Origin of the sequence: uncultured Campylobacter sp. (assembly GCF_905373215.1) — a bacterium.
In the GTDB taxonomy this organism is placed as follows: Bacteria; Campylobacterota; Campylobacteria; order Campylobacterales; family Campylobacteraceae; genus Campylobacter_B.
This window is the reverse complement of the sequence record NZ_CAJPRT010000005.1, coordinates 25,672-42,174: the sequence shown is the minus strand read 5'-3', so window position 1 is coordinate 42,174 and position 16,503 is coordinate 25,672. Positions and strand designations below refer to the sequence as shown.

The window sequence follows — 16,503 nt, the reverse complement described above, 5'->3', positions numbered from 1 at the left end:
TTTGGCTATATAATTCGCGAACTTTTTTTAAAGGAGAAAAAATGAGACGAATTGTATTCTCGTCATTAGCGGCAATCGCGATTTTAAGCGGATGCAACCAACCTAAGGCCGATACGGCTCCGCAGCAAAAGCAAGAGTCTGTAGCGCACACTATCGTATTTCTACTCGGAGATACCGGAGATAAGCGCATCAGCCTTAGCTCGAACGATATGTTTGCAACGGGCGTGTTAACCGACGAAAAAGGCAAAAAGCATAATCTTAAACGCGCGGCTTCCGCAAGCGGCATAATGCTTACGAACAACGAAGGCATCGAGCTTCTTTTCAAACGCGGAGAGGGAGTGTATACGCCGGGCAAAGGCAAGAAGGATATTCCGGTAACCTACACCGAGCACGAGCACAAAAGCGGCGAAATGATGTAGCCGCGGCGGGGTTAAATTTAAGCGCCCGCAAAAGCGAATTAAATTTAACCCCTCGTTTCTAATTTCGACTTCTTTATCCGTAAAATTTAACTCTTGTTTCGATCTCTTTGATCTGCGATGAAATTTAACCTTTTATTTTCGCTTCTTTCATCTATGCAAATTGAACTTTTTTGTGAATTTAAGCTTGCGCTCACCGAAAGCAAGCTCCGCAAGCCCGAAATCCCTAAATTTTACAAAATCTCCATTCTCTTTGTGCTTTACCAGCGAATTTTTGATTTTCAACCGAATTTCACTTCAAATTCGCTAAACTGCGACAAAATTTTAGCAGACCGGTGCAAATACGGCGCAAAACAGATTATTTAGCGAGATTGCCGCATGGATAGTATTAAATTTTACCCAAACGATTACGAAATGAACGGCGAGGGCCTTACCGAAGTCGTCGTTACGATAAACGATAAGCCCCTGCTTGAGCTGATTAGGCAGCGCGAGCGAAGCTTTGCGGCACAAAAGGGGCAAGCTAGTATTGCAGGAGGCTACGCCTACTTAAGTTTGATCGATTTTGAGGAGCTATTTTTACGCACGGCGCTTGAGGCTGATCTGGCGCAAGATGAGCGGGACGTCGTACTACTGGGCTGTCCGTGCGGGATCTGGGATTGCTGGTATCTCGCGCTCAGGATTAAATTTGAAACGGAGACGGTTAAGCTATACGACTTTACAAACCCGCGCCGCAGAGATTGGCAGTATGGGCTTGAGTTTAAATTTGACCGCGTGAGCTTTGTGAGCGAAATTTCTAAAATTGCCTCTTTTAATAAACTCTAAAATTCGGCAAAATTTAACGGCACGCTCGAAACTGCGCCGAAACAAACCTATCTTTGCCTCGGCAAAATTTAGCTTTAAAGCGGAATGGCTGCCGCGCAAGCTCATAAGATTAAAATTTTCGCCTTGCCGCTGCGCAAAACTTCCAGCAAAATATCATAAAATTTACCCAGCCTTAGCTTTAAAATTCCACCCCTTTTGATGATCACGAAAACTTGCCCGCCTCGCTCGCCCAGCGCGTCGTAGAGCGCGTCTAAATTTGCGACGTATTCGGGCTTGAAATTTAGCGCTGCGGCAAACAGCGCGAAAATTTGATCTTTGCGCCTAATCTTTGCGCCGTCGATGATGATCTTTGCGGCGCTGCGCGTTTTAAAATTTAAACTCATTGCACGCGCTCGAAGCTTTCGTAATGATCGGCGGTGTAGAAGATCAGCCCGTCGTTTGAAAATATCAGCCGCTTCGTGCCGCGCGGGCCGCCGCGATACTCGATGTCGCACTCGCGCCAGATCCGCCCCTTTTTATCAGGCAGCCTGCGCTCGAAATTGCCGAAGCGATCGCCGCCGATGCTCTTGCCGCGCGCGTATTGCCACAGATCGCCGCCCTGCCAGCCAAGCTCGCCGGCCTGCTTTTTCGTGATGAAATTTCGCGGCAAAGAGCCCGTATGGCGGATATGAGCGCTCACGCACTCCCTGTTTATGCAGGGCTCATCCGCGAGCTGATTTTTAGAATTTGCGGCAGGATTTTGAGATTGCGAAGCTTCATAATCTGCGCTACGCCGCCTGTGGACGTCCGCTTCATTTTTAGGATTTGTCACGGCGGGCTCGTTTTCTCGCGGATGAGATTTTAAATCTCCTAGATCTGCTCCGCCGTCTGCGCTTCTTGCGCCGTCTATATTCGTGCTATATGCGCCCTTTTCACCGCTCTCATCTTTTGCGCCGGCGCCACTTGCAGGATTTTGTGAGCTTGAAATCTTACGATCGGTGCTGCTTGCAGAATTTTGCACGCCGCTTTTACGCGACGCAGCATCCAGGGTTTTGGAGGTAAAAATCCGCTCATCTTTAGTCGTAGGACTGCGCGAATTGGAGATCAAATTTAGCACCAAAAGAAGTGCTGCGAAAATTGCGAGCGGGATCAGCTTTTTTGCCACTGCTAGCCTCTTTTGCGGGTCGCGAAGCGAAAATAGAGCACGATCGCCGCTACTATCGCGCCTAGAGCCAGCGGAGCGATCCACGGCGCGTCCTTGACATGCGCATAGAGCCCGCGCACGAAATCACCCGCGTAGTAGCTCAGTAGCCCCACCACAAGCGCCCAAATGAGCGAGCTTACGGCATTGATGAGGCTAAATTTTAAAAACGAATATTTTGTAATGCCGATCGCGATCGGTACGAGGGTTTTGAGGCCGTAGATAAATTTTTTGATTAAAATTATGCGGTCGCCGTATTTACGAAATAAAATCTGCGCCAGAGCGAGGTTACGGCGCTGTTTGCGCAGATATGGCATGATCTCTTTTTTATTGTAGCGGCTTACTAAAAACAGCCCCGAATCGCCTATGAAGTTCGATATGCAGGCGATTACGATGCATAAGACGATATTGAGCTCGCCGGCCGAGCTTAGCACGCCCGCCGCCGCAAGCGCCAAAAATCCTCCGCCCAGCGAATACAAAAACAGTATCAAATACCCCCACGTATGGAGGTTTGCAAACATCGATTCCATCGAATCCTTTCATTAGATCGTATAAAATTCTATAAATTTTGACTAAAGCAGCTTTAAAATTCGGCGCGAAAACTTCACTCCAACGTCCCACGACGCTACTTGATTTTACTGCGACATTAAATTAAAATTCCGCGCAGCTGCCGCGAAATACAAAATTTCGCCGCAAAATATTAAGCGAAATTTTAAAATAAAATTTCTAGACATCAAGTAAAATCACCGCAAAATTTAGCGGTAAAATTTTGCAATTCTAAATTTAATTACAAAATTTCGACTTCTTTAGAATTCGAAGTAACTTGCGAATTACGCAGGATTTACGCGATATCTTCAAATGTCTCCTACCCCGCGAATTGCAATAAAATTACGCGCCTAAGTCCATTATTCTGCGGAAATTACGCGAGCAAAATTCCAAGCCGCTAATAAAACGCCCATAAAGCAAAATTTTTTGCTAAGCTATGCGCCTTAGCATCTTTAGCTAAATTTTACTCATCTGCGCCGATTACTCGCATCAAAAGCGCATAGCCCTCAGTATTTGGATCAAAAGCACGGTCATTTTTAGTCTCAAGCACCGAACCACCCAGGCTCACTCCCGCAAACAGCCCGCCTTTGTTCGTAAAGACATACATATCTTGATTTAGCACGTCTAACGAGCCAGAATCGGCGCTGTAGTTACCTGCAACTGCCGTAGCGTCGCCCGAAAGCGTGATTTGGGAATTTCGCATTTTTTGGATTACATCGTCATGCATTACGAAAATAACCAGATAATTATCCTCATAGCCGATCTGAAGTCCTACGCTGGCGCTGCTGATCTCAGCGCCGCTTACGCTATGCGCGCCGTCGTTATTATAGATAATGATCCCCTCGCCATACATTCCGCCTATGATGAAGCCTAGCTTCTTGACGCTCGGAAATATCACTATCGCGCGGGCTTGCTGCGCTAGGTATTTATACTGCGCGTTCGTGCGCATCACCGACGAATAGGCGCTCGCGCTGTTGATGATAAGCTCATCATCGGCAAATGCCGAGCTAAAAAGCAAAAATAAAGCGATTATAAATTTTTTCATTTCACACTCCTTATTTGGCTATCTCGACCGCGCGAAGCTCGCGTATGACGTTAACCTTGATCTCGCCCGGGAATTGAACCTTATCTTGGATCTCCGAAGCGATCTCTTTAGCGACCAAAACCGCCTCATCGTCGTTCATAAGCTTAGCGTTTGCGATGACGCGGATTTCACGACCTGCGTTGATCGCGTAGGCTTGCTTGACGCCGGTTTTACTCATCGCGATCGCTTCGATGTCGCTAACGCGTTTTAGATAGCTTTCTAGCACCTCTCGTCTAGCACCCGGACGCGCGGCACTTAGCGCGTCTGCGGCACAGACTGCGGCGCTTTCTACGCTGGTGGCCTCCTCGTGGCCGTGGTGGGCATAGATCGCGTTTATCACTACCGGATGCTCTTTGTAACGGCGGCACACTTCGGCGCCAAGATCCACGTGCGAGCCCTCGTATTCGTGAGTTAGCGCCTTGCCGATGTCGTGAAGCAGACCCGCCCGCTTGGCTAGCTTTTGATCTCCGCCCGTTTCTGCGGCGATAATACCCGCAAGATGCGCGACCTCAAGGCTGTGCGCAAGGGCGTTCTGCCCGTAGCTGGCGCGAAATTTAAGCTTGCCGATGAGTTTTAAAATTTCCGGGTGAATTTTGCTAAGGCCTAGATCCATTACGATATTTTCGCCCTCTTCGGCGATGCTGGCTTCAAATTCATCGCTTATTTTCTTATAGATGTCCTCGATGCGCGCAGGCTGAATTCTGCCGTCCTCGATAAGCGTTTCGATGACGCGAACGGCGATGGCGCGGCGGTAGAGATTGTGCGAGCTTACGATGATCGCATTCGGGGTATCGTCGATGATGACGTCCACGCCCAAGGTCATCTCAAGCGCCTTTATGTTGCGCCCCTCCTTACCGATGATGCGGCCTTTAAGCTCGTCATTTTTGATATTTACGACGTTGATAAGTCGCTCTGCCGCAAACTCGCCCGCAAAGCGCGACGTAGCCTGCGCCAAAATATAATTCGCCTTTTTTCGCGCCTCTTTTTTAGCTTCCTCTTCATATTTTCGCACGATGTGAGCGATGTCAGTGCGGCTTTGCTCCTCGACCTTTTTAAGCACCTGCGCGCGTGCCTCATCCTGCGTAAAGCCTGCCACGCGCTCCAAAACCTTAAGCGCTTCAGCTAGCTTCTCTTCATAGCTTTTCTTTAAATTTGAGCCCTCTTCATAGAGGAATTTCGCCTCTTTTTTGGCACTTTCGAGCTCTTTTTTGCTGTCTTTTAAAATCTCTTGCTCGGTTAGAAGCGCGTGCTCCTTTTTGCCGAGCTCGTCAAATTTAACGTTAAATTCCTTCTGCAGTTTGCTTGCCTTATCTTCGTATTTTTTCTTCGCTTCAAACTCAGCTTCCTGCACCGAAATTTTAGAATTTCGCAAGATGCCCTCGGCTTCAAATTCTATAGCTTTGGCTTTAGCTTTAGCTTGTTCTACGAAAAAATCGTAATTGGCGTTATTGATTTTTCTAGCTACTAAGTATCCTATGCCAGCGCCCACCGCAAGAGCGCACAAGGCGATTAAAATCTCTATCATACTTTCCTCTTTTTAGGTAATTTTGGCTCGGAGTTATGTAAAAATCGCCCTTTACGTCGTGATCAAGCGATAAAATTTCGCTGCAAAAGCAGTCTTTTATACTCACGAACGCGATTGCGGGCTTAAGCTTCAGACCTGAAAAAAACATATCGTAAAATCCTTTCCCATGTCCTATTCTAGCCATTGCACCATCCACTCCGATAGCTGGAACCACGGCTAGATCAACCTTTTTAAAATACCCGTTTTGCGGAAGCGTCTGGCGCAATCCAAAGCGTGAAATTTTAAAAGGCTGGCGCAATCTTACCATTTTTAAGCTAATATCCACCATAAACGGAGCGTAAAATTCACAGCTTTTTGATAGCTTTTTTCTTAAAATCAAAACGTTCGGCTCGTAGCTCATCGGCAAAAATATTAAAATTTTACGTGCTTTTAAAAATTTTATAAGCCGCTCTAGCCGCCATAAAAGTGCGTAATGCTCGCATCTAGCCGCGCGCACGGCGTGAGATTTTAAACGCGATTTGCAAATTGCTCTAAATTCATTCTTTTGCATAGCTTAAGCCTTTTATAAAATTTTAACGCTTATTTTAGCTAGTTTTTGTATAATCTTGCGATTAAATTTTAAGGTTTATTATGAAATTTCGTTTTTTTCTAGCACTTTTTACGGCTGTTTTATTTCTTGCGGGTTGCGGCGATGATGAGGATAAAAAATCAAGCGATACCCCGACCGAGGCCAACGCCACGCAGCCGCAGTCCGAAACTGAAGCCGTGATCCAGGTCGATTATACCGCTCCTTTTACACTTCAGCTAAGTAACGGCAAAATTTTAAATATGCAAAAGACAAAGCAGGGTTTTCAAATCGATAATAACTCCACCGTGACGCTATTTGCGTTTTTTACGCCGTGGTGCGACGCCTGCGCCGTGCAAGTAAGCGCGCTAAATGCCGCAAAGCAAGCTTACTCTGGCAAGCTTGACATAATCGGCGTAATGATCGGTGATGCGAATTTAGACGATGCAAAAAATTACGCAAGCGCACACGAAGTAAATTACGCGATCGCTTACGGCGAAGGGACGGACTTTTTTACAAAGGCGCTAGGTGGCATAAACGAAGTGCCGTATATGGCGATATACGATGAAAAAGGCGAGTTTAGCGCGCAGTATTTCGGGCTGATGCCGGAAGAAATTTTAATGACCGAATTGGAGAAAATTTTCTGATGTTCGAATTTTTTAAAAAAGGGCTTAGCAAGACCATAGACGCGATGCGAGGTGCAAAGGGCGAGGATAAAATTTCAAAAGAAATTTTAGAAGAGATGCTGCTTGAAGCCGACGTAGGCTACGAGCTCGTGGAGGAAATTTTAGAAAAACTGCCCGCAAAAAAGCTGGTCGCAAAAGATGATCTCAAGAGCGTTTTGAAGAGCTATTTCGATTACGAGATCGCCCGTCCTGCGGGTGGAAAACCCTTCGTTGAGCTGATTTTAGGCGTAAACGGCGCGGGCAAAACTACAACAACCGCAAAGCTTGCAAATTTATATAAAAATAGCAGCCAGAGCGTGATTTTAGGCGCATGCGATACCTTTCGCGCGGGCGCAGTCGAGCAATTAAAAAAATGGGCGCAGATCCTAAATCTACCGATCGTAGCGACCGCGCAAGGGCACGATCCCGCTGCTGTGGCGTTTGACACCGTTAGCTCAGCTAGTGCCAAAAACATCGATCGCGTCCTGATCGACACCGCCGGACGCCTGCAAAATCAGAAAAATTTAGCCGCGGAGTTAGAGAAGATTGTGCGCATCTGCGACCGCGCAAAAAGCGGCGCACCGCACCGAAAGATCATCGTTCTAGACGCCACTCAGGGCAATCACAGCGTCGCGCAAGCTAGGGCATTCAACGAGATCGTAAGGCTCGATGGCATCATCATCACGAAGCTCGACGGCACGCCTAAGGGCGGCGCACTTTTCGTCATAGCGCGCGAGCTGCGGCTGCCGATACTTTTCGTCGGCGTTGGCGAACGGATGGAGGATTTGGCGGAATTTAACTCGGATCAGTTCGTAGAGACGCTGGTAGATGGGATTTACGCTTAAACTCTGCGTGTCTGCGTAAATTTATATTCATATTCTCGCCAAAGAAGTTTAAATTTACGCGCCGAAATGCTCGTCAAATTTTGCCGCTCGATTATCTTAGAACAAATTTTACTTAGAATTTTACAAAATTTTAGCTCACGTGCACTGCATAAAAAACGCGCTCACCGCGTCCGCTCGCATCAAAAAACATAAAATCCCTCCGCCTGCAACGCGGCGTGCTTACAAGAATTCTTCAATGATCTCAAGCCGCTTAAATTTCACGGTTATCCTCTGCCCGCTCACAAAGATAAAATCATACTCGCAAAGGCCTCTAGGCTTTAACGAAAATTGATGAACTATCAGATCGTTATTTTTAAAGCTCTTGTCGTCCGTTTTGAAGCGGACGGCTAGGACGTTTTTGAAAATAAATTTAAAATTTCTATCTTGGTAGGGCGATAAAAATTTCATCGTTAATCTATCTTCGTTTTTTAAAATGGCGAATTTAAATTCAGTCAAAACGGCGTCGTGAAGGGTCTCTTTCGTATTAAACAGATACCTTTTTGGATCCAAGACAAACCGCCTGATAGGCTTTGCTATTTCGTTTTCATTCTTGCGAAGCGACTTAAAATAATCGTCAAAATACCAGATATTGCCCCTTCTTTTTATTTTTGCCGTGATCATCTGTCCGTCCATTTGCGCGTCTTTCTTAAATTTTATTCACGTACACTGTATGAAAAACCCGCTCACCCGCGTCCGCTCGCACCAAAACACGTACAAAATCCCGCCGCTGCCGAACATCACCTCGCCGCCTTGCTCGCAGCTTGGAAGCTCGCTGTCAAGCTGCATCAAAAACTCCATCTTTTCGCCGCATATCGGACACGTCGGCATCAAGGCGCCCTGTATCCATGATGGCTCGCCGCCGATGCGCGCGAGGTTTTGCCTGCTGTTTGACATCCCCCAGTCCTGAGCCGTCCAGCGCGCCGGCGTGGGCGCAAGTACTACTTCGCACTCCTTTATCGGTTCGTCAAATGCGTATTCCACCTGCGTCCTTTCGCCGATACGTCGCGGCATACCCTGCGCGTCGTGCTCGTAAAAGACTATCTCGCCTTCGTTTACCTCTCTGACGTGCGCAGCGAGGTTTAGGCGGGGTAGCGATCGCACTGGCAAGTCGCGGGGCGGCGGATCAAGCGTGATAAGATGAAATAGCGGATTTTGCGCATCGCCGTTCACCTCATCCAAAACCCCGCCGAGCTTATATCCTGCCTCGCCGCCCTCAAACCGCCAGGTCGGATGGTGTTTCGCCAGATGCGGCGCATAGGGCGCGCCGAAATAGCCGCGCGGAAAGATTATGTGATACACGCGCTGGCCGCAGTATCTTTTGAGCCTGAATTTCTCGCCGCCAAAGCAAATTTCATCGTTCGGCGCTTTTTGTGATTTATCGGAGTTGGCTTCGTTTGAGTTAAATTTAGAGTCATATTCGACTGCGCCCGCTTTTAAGATTTTCGCTCGCTTGAGCTTGCTTGGCACCGCTGCATTCGTTTGCATCCGTTTTTAAAATTTCATCCGCTGCCGCTTGAGCTTCGCCGTCTGCGTCAAATTTAACCCGCTCAAAAGTAAATCCCACGGCCTCCAGCCAGTAGCCGATATACTCTAGCAGGTCGCACGGACGGTCGAAAAAATCCTCCGCAAGCGCGAACTCGCAGGCAAATTTCACGTTTCGCGGATCGCGGGTTTGCAGCAGGCAGCTAAAAATTTTTCGCTTATCGTCTTTGCTCGTATGCGGATCCGCAAGCCTCTCGCGCCAGATTTGCGAGCTCTCGCAACTAAGCCCGCGCCACGGATACTCCGCGTAATACGCGCTCTCGTTCGGCTGCAATTTAAAAAGCTCGCCCAGATACGGGTGCAAAAACGGCGCGAACTCGAGACTTGCCATGATGATGACCTCTTCGGCGTTTTTCCAGCGCGAGCTCTTTTCATCTCTGCCGCGTTGCCGTACACTTTTGCCTGCGCTTTCGTCCGCCCGCGCCGAGCGTGCATTCTCTCCCATCTGTGCCGCGCTTTCGTCCTGTTGGGTTTTGCGCCACCCTGCTGCTTCTTCGCGCAAAATTTCAACCGCCGTGGCGATCAGAGCTTTAAAATCCTCCTTGCCTACATAGCCCAGAGCGTCCTTTAGCAGCGTGCGGCCGTCCCTCCGCCCGCGCAGCAGGCTGTCCGCTAGCGTAAAATACGCCGTCTCGTCGCCTTGCAGCCGCCAAAACCGCTCGTATAAATCAGGCATACTAAAGCCGTCGCGTTCGAAATCTCGCGCCAAGCTTAGCGCCTCGTCCCGCTTACCCATCTTGCCATCCTTACTTTTGAAATTTTATTTTGATAATTCTAGCGTAAAATTTAAGTTAAATTTTTGAAGACGGCTTATTTTATATGTCGAAATTCTATGGAAAAATATGGGAGATTAAATTCGGCGACGAATTAAAATTTAGAAGTATGCCGAGCCCCGTAGAGCCCGGCTAAATTTTAAAATAGTTCTTAAATTTAGAAGCTATCGTCTCTTTTTTCAAAGATCAGATGCAGCACGTAGGTCACGGCGAAGGTCACTGTGCTAGGCACGATCCAGCCGAGCATCGAGTCGTAAAACGGCATTTTCTTTACGATAAACGTAACAAGCGGCACCGAAATCCCCAAAATATCAAGCCCGTTTATGACGCCCTCGACTACGCAGACATAGACGCAGGCGCGGTAAATCAGCTTGCTTGAATCGATCCACGGATTGATCAGCGAGAGGATTATCAGCATGATCGAGATCGGATAGATGGCGACGAGGACCGGGATGGAGCCTTTGATGATGGTCGTAAGGCCGAAATTTGCGACTCCAAAGCCGATCACGCACCAAGCGATCGCCCAGGTTTTATATTTGATCTTGCCTTTCGTAAGCTCTTCAAAGTATTCGCTAGCCGAGCTTATAAGACCCAGAGTCGTGGTGATGCACGCTAGGAAAAACGCGCTGCCTAGGATCACGACGCCAACTCTTCCAAAGTAATGATCGCTTACTCGCGACAGAAGCTCTGCTCCGTTTATATTCGGCGCATCCTTGAAAAGCTCCGCGGAGGTCGCGCCCAGATAGCCCAGCATGAAATATATCGTCATCAGTATGACGCCCGACATCATTCCTGCTTTTATGGTAGAGGTGACGAGGTGCTTCTCGTCGCTCACGCCGGTTGCTTTAATGGCATTAATTACGATGATTCCAAATGCCAGCGACGCAAGCGCATCCATCGTCTGATAGCCCTCTACGAAGCCCTTTGCCGCGGCGTGATCAACGTACTCGCCGCTAGGGGCGACGAAGCTTCCGACAGGAAACAAAAATCCCGCGCCGAAAAGTAGCAAAATAAGCGCTAAAAGTATCGGCGTAAGGTATTTTCCTAGCAGATCGACGAGCTTTGAAGGGTTCATACAGATGTAATAGTTCAGCGCAAAATATGCCGCAGAATAAACAAATAGCCAAATTTGAAGGCGATCTTCCGCAATAAAAGGCTTAATCGCGATATCAAAAGGCATATTTGCCGCACGCGGTATCGCAAAAAGCGGCCCGATCGTAAGATATAAAAGCGCGGTAAAAACGATCGCAAACACCGGATCTATGCGGCGTACCAGGCTCTGAAGTCCCTTTGCGCGCGCGATGGCTGCGACGCCAAGCACCGGCAGAAGCACCGCCGTAGCGCAAAAAAACATTATCGCGATATAAAAATTCTGCCCGGATTCCCTACCGAGACCCGGCGGAAAAATAAAATTTCCCGCACCGAAAAACATCGCAAATAGCGTAAGCGATATCGTCAAAAACTGGCTTCTACTAAGCTTGCCCTTCATCTTAAACCTTCTTTAAATAAAGTGAAATTTGTATTATAGTTATAAATGTTTAAAACATATTTAAATTTAGCTCAAATTTAGCCGCAAATCCTCCCTCTCGTGATTTTTGATCCCGCAAACAGCGCGCAAGGCGGCTAAAATTTTAAAAATTTTAAGTATAATTTCGCAAAGCTTGAGGCTAAATTTAAGCGAAAATGAGCGAGGGATAAAGATGGCGAAGATTAAAACTACGATTTTTGAGTGCCAGCACTGCGGCAATCAGCAAAGCAGATGGCTCGGCAGATGCCCCGACTGCGGCGCGTTTGATAGCTTCGTCGAGCTCAAGCCCGCTCAGATCAAAGCGCTAAAAGAGATCGAGGGCGAGCTTACCCGCGCCTCGTCCGCAAGCGCCAAAGCGATCAGCGAGATACAGATCGAGCAAATTTCACGCATCGACACTAAGGATAGCGAGCTAAATTTAGTTCTCGGAGGCGGCGTCGTGGAGGGCTCGCTCGTGCTAATCGGTGGCAGCCCCGGCATCGGAAAATCCACGCTACTGCTTAAGATCGCGGCAAATTTAGCAAGCGGCGGCCGCGCCGTGCTTTACGTAAGCGGCGAGGAGAGCGCTAGCCAGATTAAAATGCGTGCGCAGCGGCTGGGCGCGATAAGCGAGCAGCTGTTTTTGCTCACCGAGATAGATCTAAGCGCCGTGCTTGAAGAGGTGGAGCGCAGGGATTATAAGTTTATCGTCATCGACAGCATCCAGACGCTTTTTAGCGACAAAGCCTCCTCTGCGCCGGGCTCGATCACACAGGTGCGCGAGATCACTTTCGAGCTGATGCGACTTGCCAAAGCGCGCGGGATTTCGATCTTCATCATCGGCCACATCACCAAAGAGGGCTCGATCGCGGGCCCGCGCATATTAGAGCATATGGTGGATGTGGTGCTGTATTTCGAGGGCGATGCGAGCAAGCAGCTTAGAATTTTGCGCGGTTTTAAAAACCGCTTCGGGGCTACGAGCGAGGTGGGGATTTTCGAGATGGGGCCGCACGGGCTCGTAAGCGCCAAGGACGTCGCGAGTAAATTTTTTACGCGCGGCAAGGCGGTAAGCGGCTCGGCGATCACGATCACGATGGAGGGCACGCGCGCGCTCGTCGTGGAGATCCAAGCGCTCGTGTGCGAGAGCGGCTACCCGAAGCGCAGCGCTACGGGCTTTGATAAAAACCGCCTCGATATGCTTCTAGCGCTACTTGATCGCAAGCTTGAGATCGGGCTTGGCGGATACGACGTCTTCGTAAACGTAAGCGGCGGCGTCAAGATCACCGAAACGGCGTGCGATCTCGCCGTCGTCGCGGCGATCGTAAGTAGCTTCAAAAACCGCCCGATCAGTAAAGAGAGCGTCTTCATCGGCGAGGTGAGCCTAAACGGCGAGATCAGAGAGATCTTCAACCTCGATGCGCGCCTGAAGGAGGCCGCGATGCAGAAATTTAAAAACGCGATCGTCCCGATGAAGCCGCAAAATGCGCAGGGACTTAAAATTTTTCACGCCACCGAGATCACGCAAATTTTAGATTGGATGTGAGACGGCGCGCTTCTTGGCTTCAGCTTGGCGGGCGGCGCGAGCAAGCGGAAATAGACTTTGAGCAGCAAGCCCTATTCGCATGGAGAATTTTACTGCGAGCTGCGCGGCGCAGAGGCCGTAAATTTTAGCACTGCGATTTACATTGCGGAAATTTTATTGCCGCGCAAGTCTTAAACGCAGCGGAAATTTTAAACATGGATTGCGTGAGTAAAAATTTCAAATCCCGTCGTATGAATAGCACGAAAGCCCCGTGCGAACGGCATAGATAAAATTCCTATGCAGGCTAGCGCAGAGCGAATTTTAACGCGGAAAATTTTATCTGAAAATTTTGCCGGTGAAATTCTACGGACAGGCTCCGCGGATAAAATTTCGCAAATTTAGAGTGGATAAAATTTCATAAATTTAAACGGAAAGGTGTGTATGAGCCCAAACGTAATCGTAAAATTCGTCATTTTGTTTTTCATCAGAGCGCAAAGCTTAAACGTCAAATTTAGCAGGCTAGATGCCGTCGTATCGCGTGCTTACGCCAAATACGGGGTGCTGTTTAGGCTAAGCGTGCCGCTACTTGCCGTAGCATCGGCATTTGCGCTGTTTAATTTATATGGTTTTGCCAAAGCAAACTACGCGCTGACACTCTTTTTGCTCGCTTTGGGCGCACCTCTGCTTACATATAGCTTTTTTAAGGCGATAAAATCGGCGATGACCTTCGCGCTATTTGTGATCCCCTTTGCGGCGGTGTTTGCGATCATCGCGGTGACGGGCGCACAGAAGCTTGATAACTCGCTAAATTTCAACATCGTCTTTCCGCTGTTTTTCACCCTCGTGTGGTTTGCGATGTCGGTGATCGCAGATGAGGATGTGGCGCAGATCATGAATAAGATCGTATCGAAGCTCTCGACGCTTTTCGTGACGATTTTCATCCTTTATAACTACGAGGCACTGCATGGGATTTTAACCGCGGGCGCGGGAGGGTATCGCGCGGGCAGCGACGAACTAAATGCGCTTGATCTGGTATTTATGACGATTAGATTTTTTACGCTGCCTTCGATTTTTACATTGATGATTTTTGAGATCAAGGATTATCTTTTTACGAGATACGGGGCGTTCGTGCAGGCTCAGCAGGAGAGCATGCGGGATTTGGAAAATTCCAAGGGCTCGAAGTAAAATTTTAAAGCCTAGCTCGATCTAGCTTTGCGCGCCGTAAATACTCGCAAATACTAAAGATTACGACTGCCGTGTGCACGCTGGGCTTAGGCGCGGCAGTGGGACTAATAAAATTTGAAATGAAATTTTAGGACAAAATTTTGAGATGGAATTTTAATGACGCACCGCTTATGCGCGGGTTAGGATTTAAAGCCGCAAAGCTTAAAATCCTAACCCACATCAAATTTAAAATTCTAAAAGAAGCTGTATATGTCGTCTAAAAGGAAGTATTTTTTATCGACGGTGCCTTTATAGAAAGGCTCGAAGGTATCATTATACGCCTTTTTGAAAAAGCCCTCTTTACTAAGCGAGATGAGCGCTTGATTGACGGCTTCTGCGAGATCTGCGTTGCCCTTTTGCATCGCGATACCCAAAAATACATTCTCGCCAAGACTTTTGATATTAACCTCGACGCTAGGATCTGCGACCGGATAGACCATCACAAATAGATTATCGTCGCACGCACCGTCGATCTCGCCACTTTTTAGCCGCTTGTAGCAATCGGAGGAATTTTTGCAATACACTAGATTGTAGCCGCCATCCTTTTGCATAAACGCTTCGCCCGTCGAGCCGCGGATGACGCCTACTTTTTTACCTCGTAGATCGCTCATTTTTTGGATATTGTCGCTTTTTTTGGTTAAAACTCCGGAATTTACCGAAAGATAGGGCATCGAAAACTCATAATTTTTCTTTCTCTCCTCAGTAACGCTCGCAGCCGCGATAAGCATATCCGCCTGATTATTTTGAATGGACGGAAAGCGCGCTTGCGCCGATACCGGTATGAGCTCGATCCTGCCGCCGGTATCGCCTAAAATTTTGCCTCCGATTGCATTAGCAAGCTCTACGTCAAAGCCCTCAAAGCCGTTATCCGTAACTCTACTAAATGGAGGCTCATTTTCATAAACAGCGATACGAATGACTTTACTCTGCTTTATTTGACTTAAAGAATTCGCAAGCGCAAAGATACAAGATAGAAGAATTAAAAACAGTGATTTTTTCATTTCAAATTCCTTTTTTTATTAAAAAAAGCTGTAAAGATCGTCAAGCAAGAAGTATTTTTTATCGACGGTGCCTTTATAGAAGGATTCGAAAGTATCCTCATAGGCCTTTTTGAAAAAGCCCTCTTTGCTAAGTGCGATCAAGCCTTTATTGATCGCTTCTAGCAGCTCCGCGTTACCCTTTTGCACCGCGACGCCTAAGAATACATTATCGCCTAAATTTTTTATATTGACCTCGACCGCAGGATCTACGATCGGATAGACCATTACAAAAAGGTTGTTGTTGCAATACCCGTCGATCTCGCCACTTTTTAATCTCCTATAGCAATCGACCGAATCGTTGCAATAAGAAACATTATAACCGCCGTCTTTTTTGATATACGCTTCGCCGGTAGTCTTGCGGATGATGCCGATCTTTTTGCCCATCAGATCGCCTATTTTGTGAATATTTGAGTCTTTTTTCGTTAAAATTCCCAAATTCACCGTAAAATACGGCATCGAAAAATCCACGCTGCCTTTACGCTCTTCAGTGATACTTGCGGCTGCGATTATCATATCGGCCTGATTGTTTTGCAGCATCGGAAAGCGCACTTCGTTCGTTACCGGTATAAGCTCGATACGACCGCCGCTGTTGCCGAAAATTTTACCGGCTAGCGCATTGGCAAGCTCGACCTCAAATCCCTCAAATCCTTTCTCGCTCGACTTACTAAAAGGCGGCTCATTTTCATAAACGCCCACTCTGATAACCTTGCTTTGCTTTATTTCGCTTAAGGAATTCGCAAAAACAAAGATCGCCGACAATAGAATAAGAAAAAATGACTTTTTCATAATTTCCTCCTTGAATTTTAAATTTTTCGTAATTGTAATGTAAATTTTCTTAAAATTTCATTTTACCAAAACTGAAATTATTCCCTAAATTGCGAGCTTAGCGATAAAATTTCGCAACTAAAATTTCTAAGCATAATGATAGAGGCTTTTTAAATTTTGCTGCCTTGCGCCAAGCTCCGCCTGCTCTCATTAAATTTTAGCGCTTCGCTATAAATTCTGTGCGTCTATTAGCGCCGCGCAAAAATAGCACGCCGCTGCGAAATTCTATGGAATTTTATAAATTCTGCAACGGTGCGTTAGTAAAATTTACAATCTAAACCAAGCTAGCAAAGTCTGGCAAAATAGCAAGGCTATGCGAGCCTTTTAAATTTTACCTGGCGAGAGCACACAGCTATGCTTACTGCAAGCAAATTCAGGCGAGC

Annotated in this window: 18 protein-coding genes; 6 read left to right on the top strand and 12 right to left on the bottom strand. The window is 47.5% G+C overall.

The window, feature by feature from the left end; genetic code table 11:
* The first annotated feature begins 41 nt into the window (after window positions 1-41).
* Window positions 42-419 carry a hypothetical protein gene (locus QZ176_RS03755; RefSeq protein WP_295151346.1) on the top strand — a complete coding sequence of 126 codons (378 nt, stop codon included), beginning with the start codon at window positions 42-44 and terminating at the stop codon, window positions 417-419.
* Window positions 420-794: 375 nt separating this feature from the next.
* Window positions 795-1,238, top strand: coding sequence for a hypothetical protein (locus QZ176_RS03750; RefSeq protein WP_295151345.1), 444 nt, complete (start codon window positions 795-797; stop codon window positions 1,236-1,238).
* Between the two features lie 101 nt (window positions 1,239-1,339).
* Here the strand turns inward: QZ176_RS03750 and QZ176_RS03745 are convergent, their stop codons facing one another.
* The 6 genes from QZ176_RS03745 to QZ176_RS03720 all read right to left on the bottom strand — a co-directional run bounded on the left by QZ176_RS03745 (window position 1,340) and on the right by QZ176_RS03720 (window position 6,123).
* Window positions 1,340-1,621 carry a barstar family protein gene (locus tag QZ176_RS03745; protein WP_295151344.1) on the bottom strand — a complete coding sequence of 94 codons (282 nt, stop codon included), beginning with the start codon at window positions 1,619-1,621 and terminating at the stop codon, window positions 1,340-1,342.
* Entirely contained in the window at window positions 1,618-2,382 is a 765-nt protein-coding gene (locus tag QZ176_RS03740; RefSeq protein WP_295151343.1) for a ribonuclease domain-containing protein, read from the bottom strand. Before QZ176_RS03740 ends, QZ176_RS03745 begins: the two co-directional genes overlap by 4 nt.
* A 2-nt stretch (window positions 2,383-2,384) precedes the next feature.
* On the bottom strand, window positions 2,385-2,948 hold the full coding sequence (locus QZ176_RS03735) for a DedA family protein (RefSeq protein WP_295151342.1): 564 nt from the start codon (window positions 2,946-2,948) through the stop codon (window positions 2,385-2,387).
* A 479-nt stretch (window positions 2,949-3,427) separates the two neighbouring features.
* A complete protein-coding gene (locus tag QZ176_RS03730; RefSeq protein WP_295151341.1) occupies window positions 3,428-4,009 on the bottom strand; it encodes a lipid-binding SYLF domain-containing protein in 582 nt (193 codons plus the stop codon).
* A 10-nt stretch (window positions 4,010-4,019) separates the two neighbouring features.
* Window positions 4,020-5,573 (bottom strand): ribonuclease Y, encoded by a 1,554-nt coding sequence (gene rny, locus QZ176_RS03725; RefSeq protein ID WP_295151340.1) that lies wholly within the window; start codon window positions 5,571-5,573, stop codon window positions 4,020-4,022.
* The gene (locus QZ176_RS03720) at window positions 5,506-6,123 is read right to left on the bottom strand and encodes a 5-formyltetrahydrofolate cyclo-ligase (RefSeq protein ID WP_295151339.1); all 618 of its coding nucleotides are present in this window, start codon (window positions 6,121-6,123) and stop codon (window positions 5,506-5,508) included. The genes rny and QZ176_RS03720 overlap by 68 nt, the downstream gene beginning before the upstream one ends.
* 80 nt (window positions 6,124-6,203) lie before the next feature.
* On the opposite strand from QZ176_RS03720, the gene QZ176_RS03715 reads away from it, so the two are divergent.
* Window positions 6,204-6,785 (top strand): TlpA disulfide reductase family protein, encoded by a 582-nt coding sequence (locus QZ176_RS03715; RefSeq protein WP_295151338.1) that lies wholly within the window; start codon window positions 6,204-6,206, stop codon window positions 6,783-6,785.
* Window positions 6,785-7,648 carry a signal recognition particle-docking protein FtsY gene (ftsY, locus tag QZ176_RS03710; protein WP_295151337.1) on the top strand — a complete coding sequence of 288 codons (864 nt, stop codon included), beginning with the start codon at window positions 6,785-6,787 and terminating at the stop codon, window positions 7,646-7,648. Before QZ176_RS03715 ends, ftsY begins: the two co-directional genes overlap by 1 nt.
* Window positions 7,649-7,867: 219 nt before the next feature.
* Here ftsY and QZ176_RS03705 read toward each other — a convergent pair whose 3' ends face one another.
* From QZ176_RS03705 to brnQ, 4 genes are all read right to left on the bottom strand, one after another.
* Window positions 7,868-8,320, bottom strand: a complete 453-nt coding sequence (locus QZ176_RS03705) for a hypothetical protein (RefSeq protein WP_295151336.1) — start codon at window positions 8,318-8,320, stop codon at window positions 7,868-7,870.
* Window positions 8,321-8,344: 24 nt separating this feature from the next.
* Window positions 8,345-9,154 (bottom strand): hypothetical protein, encoded by an 810-nt coding sequence (locus tag QZ176_RS03700; protein ID WP_295151335.1) that lies wholly within the window; start codon window positions 9,152-9,154, stop codon window positions 8,345-8,347.
* Window positions 9,099-9,965 (bottom strand): hypothetical protein, encoded by an 867-nt coding sequence (locus QZ176_RS03695; protein ID WP_295151334.1) that lies wholly within the window; start codon window positions 9,963-9,965, stop codon window positions 9,099-9,101. Before QZ176_RS03695 ends, QZ176_RS03700 begins: the two co-directional genes overlap by 56 nt.
* 194 nt (window positions 9,966-10,159) lie before the next feature.
* Complete coding sequence (brnQ, locus tag QZ176_RS03690) at window positions 10,160-11,491, bottom strand: branched-chain amino acid transport system II carrier protein (protein ID WP_295151333.1); 1,332 nt, start codon at window positions 11,489-11,491, stop codon at window positions 10,160-10,162.
* A gap of 211 nt (window positions 11,492-11,702) precedes the next feature.
* On the opposite strand from brnQ, the gene radA reads away from it, so the two are divergent.
* Together radA and QZ176_RS03680 are read left to right on the top strand one after the other, a co-directional pair.
* Window positions 11,703-13,052: a DNA repair protein RadA gene (radA, locus tag QZ176_RS03685; protein WP_295151332.1), complete on the top strand. Its 1,350-nt coding sequence runs from the start codon at window positions 11,703-11,705 to the stop codon at window positions 13,050-13,052.
* A 420-nt stretch (window positions 13,053-13,472) separates the two neighbouring features.
* Entirely contained in the window at window positions 13,473-14,216 is a 744-nt protein-coding gene (locus tag QZ176_RS03680) for a hypothetical protein (protein ID WP_295151331.1), read from the top strand.
* 233 nt (window positions 14,217-14,449) lie between these two features.
* Here the strand turns inward: QZ176_RS03680 and QZ176_RS03675 are convergent, their stop codons facing one another.
* Both QZ176_RS03675 and QZ176_RS03670 read right to left on the bottom strand, forming a co-directional pair.
* Window positions 14,450-15,256: a transporter substrate-binding domain-containing protein gene (locus QZ176_RS03675; RefSeq protein ID WP_295151330.1), complete on the bottom strand. Its 807-nt coding sequence runs from the start codon at window positions 15,254-15,256 to the stop codon at window positions 14,450-14,452.
* Window positions 15,257-15,274: 18 nt separating this feature from the next.
* The gene (locus tag QZ176_RS03670; RefSeq protein ID WP_005873331.1) at window positions 15,275-16,081 is read right to left on the bottom strand and encodes a transporter substrate-binding domain-containing protein; all 807 of its coding nucleotides are present in this window, start codon (window positions 16,079-16,081) and stop codon (window positions 15,275-15,277) included.
* Between the last annotated feature and the right edge of the window lie 422 nt (window positions 16,082-16,503).